This is a genomic window from Oleiphilus sp. HI0128 (assembly GCF_001635365.1).
On the sequence record NZ_LWGG01000825.1, the window covers coordinates 1 to 7,218 of the forward strand.

A 7,218-nucleotide genomic window follows, 5' to 3' on the forward strand; every position below is an offset into this window, starting at 1 on the left:
GACGAAGGTCGTGCGGGTGAGAACGTTGGTGTTCTTCTGCGTGGTACTAAGCGTGACGAAGTTGAGCGTGGTCAGGTTCTATGTGTGCCTGGTTCTGTTAAGCCTCACACTAAGTTTGAAGCTGAAGTATATATCTTGGGTAAAGATGAAGGTGGTCGTCATACGCCATTCTTCCAAGGTTACCGTCCACAGTTCTACTTCCGTACGACTGATGTGACAGGTGCTTGTGAGTTGCCTGAAGGTGTTGAAATGGTAATGCCTGGTGATAACGTACAGTTAACAGCTACTTTGATCGCGCCAATCGCGATGGAAGAAGGTCTACGCTTCGCGATTCGTGAAGGTGGTCGTACTGTAGGTGCGGGTGTTGTAGCTAAGATTGTTGAATAATCTGACGCCTATATCCTAAAAAAAGAGCTGCCTTCGGGCGGCTCTTTTTTTTGTGCTAAAAGAAATCGTATTTATGTCGGGATGTCGGTTGACACGGTTGGTTGCAATACGTACAATGCGGCTCCTTTTTTATACAGCAGTCACGCGCCTTTTTGGGTTTAAGTGGCTAATTACTGGAGTTTTGGTCACATGCAAAGCCAAAAAATCAGAATCAGACTAAAAGCTTTTGATTATCGTCTGATCGATCAGTCTACACAAGAAATTGTAGATACGGCGAAGAGAACCGGTGCGCAAGTGCGTGGTCCGATTCCTCTTCCAACTAAGAAAGAGAGATTTACAGTTTTGATTTCTCCTCACGTAAACAAAGATGCGCGTGATCAGTATGAGATTCGTACTCATAAGAGAATGATGGATATTGTAGAGCCTACAGAAAAAACTGTAGATGCACTAATGAAACTTGACCTGGCAGCTGGCGTAGACGTTCAGATTAGTCTTGGTTAAGTTTTTCCAACTTTTCTAAAAAGTTGGTGCCGTTCAAGTTAGATCGAGCGGTAAAGTGTAACTACCTAATTTATAGGGCCATAGAGGGTGAAAGCCCCGTACACTTAAGAGGTGAAAAATGGCGATTGGTTTAGTCGGCCGTAAGGCTGGGATGACTCGAGTTTTTACAGACGAAGGTGCATCCATTCCGGTAACGGTTATCGAGGTTGAAGATAACCGTATCACACAGGTGAGAACAGACGATGTTGATGGTTACCGTGCAATTCAGGTAACTGTTGGTGAGCGTCGCGCTTCTCGCGTATCTAAAGCTGCAGCTGGACATTTTGCGAAAGCAGGTGTTGAAGCGGGTCGTGGTCTTTGGGAATTCCGTTTGGCGGAAGGCGAAGGCGAAGATCTTAAAGCAGGTGACGCACTTAATGCGACAGTCTTCGAAGTTGGTCAGATTATTGATGTAACTGGTCAGTCTAAAGGTAAAGGTTTCCAGGGCGGTATTAAGCGTTGGAACTTTGGCATGCAAGATGCGACGCATGGTAACTCGTTGTCACACAGATCAAACGGTTCAATTGGTCAGTGTCAGACGCCAGGTCGTGTTTTTAAAGGCAAGAAGATGTCAGGTCACATGGGTGCTGAACAAGTTACTGTTCAGAGCTTAGAAGTCGTTCGTGTAGACGCAGAACGTAACCTTTTATTGATTAAAGGTTCTGTTCCTGGTGCTACTGGCGCGGACATCATTGTCAAGCCAGCACAGAAGGCATAGGGGGCGTCATGGAATTAACAATTACTGGTTCTGGAAATTCAGTGGCTGTATCTGAAGCTACGTTTTCTCGTGAATTTAATGAGTCTTTGGTTCATCAGGTTGTCACTGCATATATGGCAGCTGCCCGCCAGGGTTCTCGAGCTCAGAAAACTCGTTCTGAAGTAAGTGGTGGTGGTAAGAAGCCATGGAAGCAGAAGGGTTCTGGTCGTGCACGTGCAGGTACTATTCGTAGCCCAATCTGGCGTTCAGGTGGTGTTACATTTGCTGCGAAGCCGCAAGATCACTCTCAAAAAGTAAACCGTAAAATGTATCGTGCAGCGATGCAGGTTATTTTGTCAGAGTTGGTTCGTCAGGAGCGTTTGTTGGTTGTTGAAGAGCTAACTGTTGCTGAGCCAAAGACAAAAGAGCTGACTGCTAAGTTGAAAGAGCAGGGTTTGCTAGATAGTACTTTGATCATCTCTGAAGAAATTGATCAAAACTTATATTTGGCGTCTCGCAATATCCCTAAAGTGGATGTGCGTGATGCGGAAAGTGTTGACCCTGTAAGCCTTGTTGGTTTCGATAAGGTGGTTGTCACAGTTTCTGCTCTTAAAAAGATTGAGGAGATGTTGGGATGAATGAACAACGTATCTATAAGGTTCTTTTAGGTCCTCATATTTCTGAAAAAGCTTCTATGGCAGCAGAGAACAACCAGGTTTGTTTTAAGGTTGCTGCGGATGCTAGCAAGCCAGAAATCAAGAAGGCTGTTGAGAAACTTTTCAATGTTACAGTTGAAGCAGTTCAAACTGTAAATATTAAAGGCAAGACTAAGTTCACTAAGAACGGTCTTGGTAAGCGCAAAGATATTCGTAAGGCTTATGTCAAATTGGCAGAAGGTCAGGATATCGATTTCATGGACGTGGAATAAGGTAGAGGTCGAATTATGCCAGTCGTAAAAACCAAACCAACATCTGCCGGCCGTCGTCATGTCGTTAAGGTAGTACACCCTCATTTATACAAGGGTCGTCCTTATGCGCCGTTAGTTGAAAAGAAATCTAAAAATGGCGGTCGTAATAACAACGGTCGTATTACTGTTCGTCACAAGGGTGGCGGTCATAAGCAGCACTATCGTGTTGTTGACTTCAAGCGCACAAAAGACGGCATTCCAGCTGTTGTTGAGCGTATCGAGCACGATCCAAATCGTTCAGCGCACATCGCATTGCTGAAATATATGGATGGCGAGCGTCGTTACATTATTGCTCCTAAAGGTGTTGAAGTCGGTCAAGAGATTCGTTCGGGTGAAGATGCTCCTATTAAAGTAGGCAGTACCTTACCTATTCGAAATATTCCTGTGGGTAGTGTTATCCACTGTGTTGAATTGAAGCCTGGTAAAGGCGCTCAAATCGCTCGTAGTGCAGGTACTTCTGCGCAGCTAGTAGCAAGAGAAGGTGCTTATGCAACTCTTCGTTTGCGTTCTGGTGAAATGCGTAAGGTTCTTGTTGAATGTCGAGCTACTTTGGGTGAGGTTTCAAACAGTGAGCACAGCCTACGGCAATTAGGTAAAGCGGGTGCATCACGTTGGCGCGGTATTCGACCAACGGTGCGTGGTGTTGTTATGAACCCAGTTGACCACCCACATGGTGGTGGTGAAGGGCGAACCTCTGGTGGTCGTCACCCTGTTACTCCTTGGGGTGTACCTACTAAAGGCTATAAAACTCGCAAGAACAAACGCACTGACAAGATGATAGTACGTCGTCGGTCGGCTAAGTAATTAACTAAGAGGGTTACGCTGTGCCACGTTCTTTGAAAAAAGGTCCATTTATAGACCTTCATTTATTGAAGAAAGTAGAAACGGCTCTGGAAAAAGGTGACAAGAAACCAATTAAGACTTGGTCTCGTCGTTCAACTGTTTTTCCTGAGATGGTAGGCCTGACTATTGCGGTTCATAACGGACGTCAACACGTTCCTGTTTATGTAACCGAAGATATGGTTGGTCATAAATTAGGTGAATTTGCTGCAACGCGTACTTATCGGGGTCATGATGCCGATAAGAAAGCGAAGCGATAATTCTGAGAGGATATTGAGATGGAAGTAGCTGCAAAGCATAGAGGTGCTCGTCTATCTGCTCAGAAGGCACGTTTGGTAGCAGATCAGATCCGAGGAAAGGGTGTAGAAGAGGCGTTGGAAGTTTTAACTTTCAGCACTAAGAAAGCTGCAGCCCTTATGAAGAAAGTGTTGGAGTCGGCTATCGCAAATGCAGAGCATAACGATGGTTTGGACGTAGATGAGCTTAAAGTTTCAACAGTATTTGTTGATGAAGGCCCAACTATGAAACGAATCCGACCACGTGCGAAAGGTCGTGCTGATAGAATATTCAAGCGCACCTGTCATATCACGGTCAAAGTGGCCGATAACTAGGAGATACTAAGATGGGTCAGAAAGTACATCCTACTGGTATCAGACTGGGTATTGTGAAAGACCACAACTCCGTTTGGTATGCAGAGAAAGGTGATTACGCTAAGTACTTGCTAAACGACATTCAGGTACGTGAGTATTTGATGAAAAAGCTTGAAAGAGCGTCAGTTAGCAAGATCACTATCGAGCGACCAGCTCAGAACGCTCGTGTGACAATTCACACTGCGCGTCCTGGTATCGTAATCGGTAAGAAAGGCGAAGATGTTGAAAAGCTTCGCAAAGAGATTGGCGAAATGATGGGGATTCCGGTTCACATCAATATCGAGGAAATTCGTAAGCCAGACTTGGATGCTAAGTTGGTTGCTGCAGGTGTAGCTAGCCAATTGGAACGTCGTGTTATGTTCCGTCGTGCAATGAAGCGTGCAGTTCAAAATGCAATGCGTCAAGGTGCGAAGGGTATCAAGATACAGCTTGGTGGTCGTTTGGGTGGTGCTGAGATAGCTAGAAGTGAATGGTATCGTGAAGGTCGTGTGCCTCTACATACATTGCGTGCAGACGTTGATTACTCAACGCATGAGGCAAATACCACTTACGGCATTATTGGCGTTAAAGTTTGGATCTTCAAGGGCGAGATTCTGGGTGGTATCGAACAGGTACGTGCTGAGAAGAAAGCTACCAAGAAGAAAGCTGCTAAGTAAGGGGCCAAGTAATGCTACAACCAAAACGTACCAAATTTAGAAAAATGCAGAAAGGCCGTAACCGCGGTCTGGCTCAGCGCGGTGCAAAGATAAGCTTCGGCGAATATGGTCTTAAGTGTACCGATCGCGGGCGTATTACTGCACGACAGATTGAGGCGGCTCGTCGTACGATCTCTCGAAAAGTTAAGCGTGGTGGTAAGATCTGGATCCGAATTTTTCCTGACAAGCCGATTACGCAAAAGCCTTTAGAAGTTCGTCAAGGTAAAGGTAAAGGNAGTGTTGAATATTGGGTTGCCCAGGTTCAGCCAGGTCGAGTTTTATTCGAAATTGAAGGTGTGCCGGAAGAGCTGGCGCGTGAAGCATTCGCTCTTGCAGCTGCAAAATTACCTGTTTCGACAACCTTTGTTGAAAGGACGGTGATGTAATGAAAGCAAGTGAATTAACAAGTAAGTCTGTAGACGAGTTGAATCAGGATCTTCTTGGTTTGCTTAAAGAGCAGTTTAACTTGCGTCTACGCAAGTCTACTGGTCAGTTGAATCAGTCTCATTTACTTCGTCAGAATAGACGCGACATTGCACGCATTAAAACTGTATTGACGCAAAAGGCAGGTGAATGATTATGACTGATACTGCACAGAACACAGCTCGTACCTTAAATGGTAAAGTTGTTAGTAACAAAATGGATAAGTCAATCACTGTGATGATTGAGCGTCGTGTAAAGCATCCAATCTACGGTAAGTACGTTAAGCGTTCTACCAAGGTACATGCTCACGATGAGAATAACGAATGCAACATCGGCGATGTAGTAACAATTCAAGAGACGCGTCCTCTTTCGAAGACAAAGTCTTTCACGTTACTAAACATCGATGAAAAAGCATCTAACGTTTAACCCCTGGTAAGGTTTGGAGAACAACGATGATTCAGACGGAAAGTATGCTAGATGTGGCCGATAACAGCGGTGCGCGTCGAGTAATGTGTATTAAAGTGCTGGGTGGTTCACATCGTCGTTATGCACGAATTGGTGATGTAATTAAAGTCACTGTAAAAGAAGCTATACCTCGCGGCAAAGTCAAAAAAGGCGATGTCATGAGTGCTGTGGTAGTGCGTACGCGTAGTGGTGTACGTCGCCCAGATGGCTCTTTAATTAAATTCGATGGTAACGCTGCTGTGTTGTTAAACGCTAGTGATGCACCGATTGGAACTCGTATTTTTGGTCCTGTAACTCGTGAGTTGCGCGGCGATAAGTACATGAAAATTATTTCTTTAGCACCTGAAGTGCTTTAAGGACGAGAGGCCGGTTATGAAAAAGATCAAACGTGACGATGAAGTGATTGTCATAGCAGGCAAGGACAACGGTAAGCGTGGTAAAGTTAATCGTGTGATGAAGGATGGCCGTTTGGTCGTTTCTGGAATCAACATGATTAAGCGCCACACTAAGCCTAACCCAATGCTGGGTACGCCAGGTGGCATTGTTGAGAAAGAAGCGCCAATTCAGGCTTCTAATGTTGCGATTTTTAATCCAACAACCAACAAAGCAGACCGTGTAGGCTTCAAAGTCCTTGAAGATGGCAAGAAGGTACGTGTATTCAAATCTAACGACGAGCTCGTAGATAAGTAGGCAGGTAATAAACCATGGCAAATATGAAAGAAGTTTATAAAAGCGAAGTGGTACCTGCACTGCAAAAAGAGTTCGATTACAAGAGCATAATGCAAGTACCGAAAATTGAGAAAATTACCCTTAATATGGGTGTTGGCGAAGCGCTAGCAGACAAAAAAATGCTAGAGAACGCAATCGCTGATCTTGAGAAATTAGCTGGCCAAAAGCCAGTGACTACAAAAGCTCGTAAGTCAGTAGCTGGCTTTAAAGTTCGTGAAGGTTATCCGATCGGCTGTAAAGTTACTTTACGTGGCGAGCGTATGTGGGAATTTTTCGAGCGTTTAGTTGGTATCGCTATTCCGCGTATCCGCGACTTCCGAGGTCTAAACTCGAAGTCATTTGACGGACGTGGTAATTATTCAATGGGTGTTAAAGAGCAAATCATATTCCCAGAGATTGATTACGACAAAGTCGATAAGATTCGTGGTCTAGACATTACTATTACTACATCTGCTGCAACGGATGATGAGGGTCGAGCTTTGCTTCGCGCTTTCAACTTCCCGTTCAAAAAATAAGGGTAAGAAGCAATGGCTAAGATCTCAATGAAGCAGCGCGAACTAAAGCGCGAAAAAACAGTAGCCAAGTATGCTGAGAAGCGTGCGGAGCTAAAAGCAATTATCTCTAACCAAAATACTTCTGATGAAGATCGTTGGGAAGCTCAGAAACAATTGCAAAAGCTACCGCGTAACGCTAGTCCAAGCAGACTTAGAAATCGCTGTCAAGTGACAGGTCGACCACATGGCGTATACCGCAAGTTCAAACTTTCACGAATTAAATTGCGTGAACAGGGAATGAGTGGTAATGTGCCCGGCCTGAAAAAAGCAA

Annotated in this window: 15 protein-coding genes and 1 pseudogene; all 16 read left to right on the top strand. The window is 44.8% G+C overall.

From position 1 onward, the window contains the following. Window positions 1–387 (top strand): annotated as a pseudogene (gene tuf, locus A3763_RS12470) (elongation factor Tu); the annotation flags it as partial. Window positions 388–576: 189 nt separating this feature from the next. Next, window positions 577–888 (top strand): 30S ribosomal protein S10, encoded by a 312-nt coding sequence (gene rpsJ / locus A3763_RS12475; RefSeq protein WP_068455763.1) that lies wholly within the window; start codon window positions 577–579, stop codon window positions 886–888. 118 nt (window positions 889–1,006) lie between these two features. Next, the gene (gene rplC / locus A3763_RS12480; RefSeq protein WP_068508507.1) at window positions 1,007–1,645 is read left to right on the top strand and encodes a 50S ribosomal protein L3; all 639 of its coding nucleotides are present in this window, start codon (window positions 1,007–1,009) and stop codon (window positions 1,643–1,645) included. An 8-nt stretch (window positions 1,646–1,653) separates the two neighbouring features. Beyond that, complete coding sequence (gene rplD / locus A3763_RS12485) at window positions 1,654–2,262, top strand: 50S ribosomal protein L4 (protein ID WP_068508509.1); 609 nt, start codon at window positions 1,654–1,656, stop codon at window positions 2,260–2,262. Continuing rightward, entirely contained in the window at window positions 2,259–2,552 is a 294-nt protein-coding gene (gene rplW / locus A3763_RS12490; protein WP_068508512.1) for a 50S ribosomal protein L23, read from the top strand. The genes rplD and rplW overlap by 4 nt, the downstream gene beginning before the upstream one ends. Window positions 2,553–2,567: 15 nt before the next feature. Continuing rightward, entirely contained in the window at window positions 2,568–3,395 is an 828-nt protein-coding gene (gene rplB / locus A3763_RS12495; protein WP_068508514.1) for a 50S ribosomal protein L2, read from the top strand. A gap of 20 nt (window positions 3,396–3,415) precedes the next feature. After that, a complete protein-coding gene (gene rpsS, locus A3763_RS12500; protein WP_068508516.1) occupies window positions 3,416–3,691 on the top strand; it encodes a 30S ribosomal protein S19 in 276 nt (91 codons plus the stop codon). 12 nt (window positions 3,692–3,703) lie between these two features. Continuing rightward, window positions 3,704–4,042: a 50S ribosomal protein L22 gene (gene rplV, locus A3763_RS12505; protein WP_368664608.1), complete on the top strand. Its 339-nt coding sequence runs from the start codon at window positions 3,704–3,706 to the stop codon at window positions 4,040–4,042. 11 nt (window positions 4,043–4,053) lie between these two features. Next, window positions 4,054–4,737 carry a 30S ribosomal protein S3 gene (gene rpsC / locus A3763_RS12510; RefSeq protein ID WP_068508520.1) on the top strand — a complete coding sequence of 228 codons (684 nt, stop codon included), beginning with the start codon at window positions 4,054–4,056 and terminating at the stop codon, window positions 4,735–4,737. Window positions 4,738–4,748: 11 nt separating this feature from the next. Beyond that, window positions 4,749–5,162, top strand: coding sequence for a 50S ribosomal protein L16 (gene rplP / locus A3763_RS12515; protein ID WP_068508522.1), 414 nt, complete (start codon window positions 4,749–4,751; stop codon window positions 5,160–5,162). Further along, window positions 5,162–5,353 (top strand): 50S ribosomal protein L29, encoded by a 192-nt coding sequence (gene rpmC / locus A3763_RS12520; RefSeq protein WP_068508532.1) that lies wholly within the window; start codon window positions 5,162–5,164, stop codon window positions 5,351–5,353. Before rplP ends, rpmC begins: the two co-directional genes overlap by 1 nt. A gap of 2 nt (window positions 5,354–5,355) precedes the next feature. After that, window positions 5,356–5,625: a 30S ribosomal protein S17 gene (gene rpsQ / locus A3763_RS12525; RefSeq protein ID WP_068508559.1), complete on the top strand. Its 270-nt coding sequence runs from the start codon at window positions 5,356–5,358 to the stop codon at window positions 5,623–5,625. Between the two features lie 26 nt (window positions 5,626–5,651). Continuing rightward, the gene (rplN, locus tag A3763_RS12530; RefSeq protein ID WP_068508534.1) at window positions 5,652–6,020 is read left to right on the top strand and encodes a 50S ribosomal protein L14; all 369 of its coding nucleotides are present in this window, start codon (window positions 5,652–5,654) and stop codon (window positions 6,018–6,020) included. A gap of 16 nt (window positions 6,021–6,036) precedes the next feature. Further along, window positions 6,037–6,354 carry a 50S ribosomal protein L24 gene (gene rplX, locus A3763_RS12535; RefSeq protein ID WP_068508536.1) on the top strand — a complete coding sequence of 106 codons (318 nt, stop codon included), beginning with the start codon at window positions 6,037–6,039 and terminating at the stop codon, window positions 6,352–6,354. Window positions 6,355–6,368: 14 nt separating this feature from the next. Beyond that, window positions 6,369–6,908, top strand: coding sequence for a 50S ribosomal protein L5 (gene rplE / locus A3763_RS12540; RefSeq protein WP_068508538.1), 540 nt, complete (start codon window positions 6,369–6,371; stop codon window positions 6,906–6,908). A gap of 12 nt (window positions 6,909–6,920) precedes the next feature. Continuing rightward, window positions 6,921–7,218 (top strand): 30S ribosomal protein S14 (gene rpsN, locus A3763_RS12545; protein WP_068760086.1); only part of this gene is annotated, 298 nt, incomplete at its 3' end.

Coding starts and splice junctions, on each gene's coding strand:
- rplC (WP_068508507.1), top strand. CDS start 1,007: ATGGCGATTGGTTTAGTCGGCCGTAAGGCTGGGATGACTCGAGTTTTT.
- rplE (WP_068508538.1), top strand. CDS start 6,369: ATGGCAAATATGAAAGAAGTTTATAAAAGCGAAGTGGTACCTGCACTG.
- rpsC (WP_068508520.1), top strand. CDS start 4,054: ATGGGTCAGAAAGTACATCCTACTGGTATCAGACTGGGTATTGTGAAA.
- rplW (WP_068508512.1), top strand. CDS start 2,259: ATGAATGAACAACGTATCTATAAGGTTCTTTTAGGTCCTCATATTTCT.
- rpmC (WP_068508532.1), top strand. CDS start 5,162: ATGAAAGCAAGTGAATTAACAAGTAAGTCTGTAGACGAGTTGAATCAG.
- rpsJ (WP_068455763.1), top strand. CDS start 577: ATGCAAAGCCAAAAAATCAGAATCAGACTAAAAGCTTTTGATTATCGT.
- rplN (WP_068508534.1), top strand. CDS start 5,652: ATGATTCAGACGGAAAGTATGCTAGATGTGGCCGATAACAGCGGTGCG.
- rpsQ (WP_068508559.1), top strand. CDS start 5,356: ATGACTGATACTGCACAGAACACAGCTCGTACCTTAAATGGTAAAGTT.
- rplD (WP_068508509.1), top strand. CDS start 1,654: ATGGAATTAACAATTACTGGTTCTGGAAATTCAGTGGCTGTATCTGAA.
- rplX (WP_068508536.1), top strand. CDS start 6,037: ATGAAAAAGATCAAACGTGACGATGAAGTGATTGTCATAGCAGGCAAG.
- rplB (WP_068508514.1), top strand. CDS start 2,568: ATGCCAGTCGTAAAAACCAAACCAACATCTGCCGGCCGTCGTCATGTC.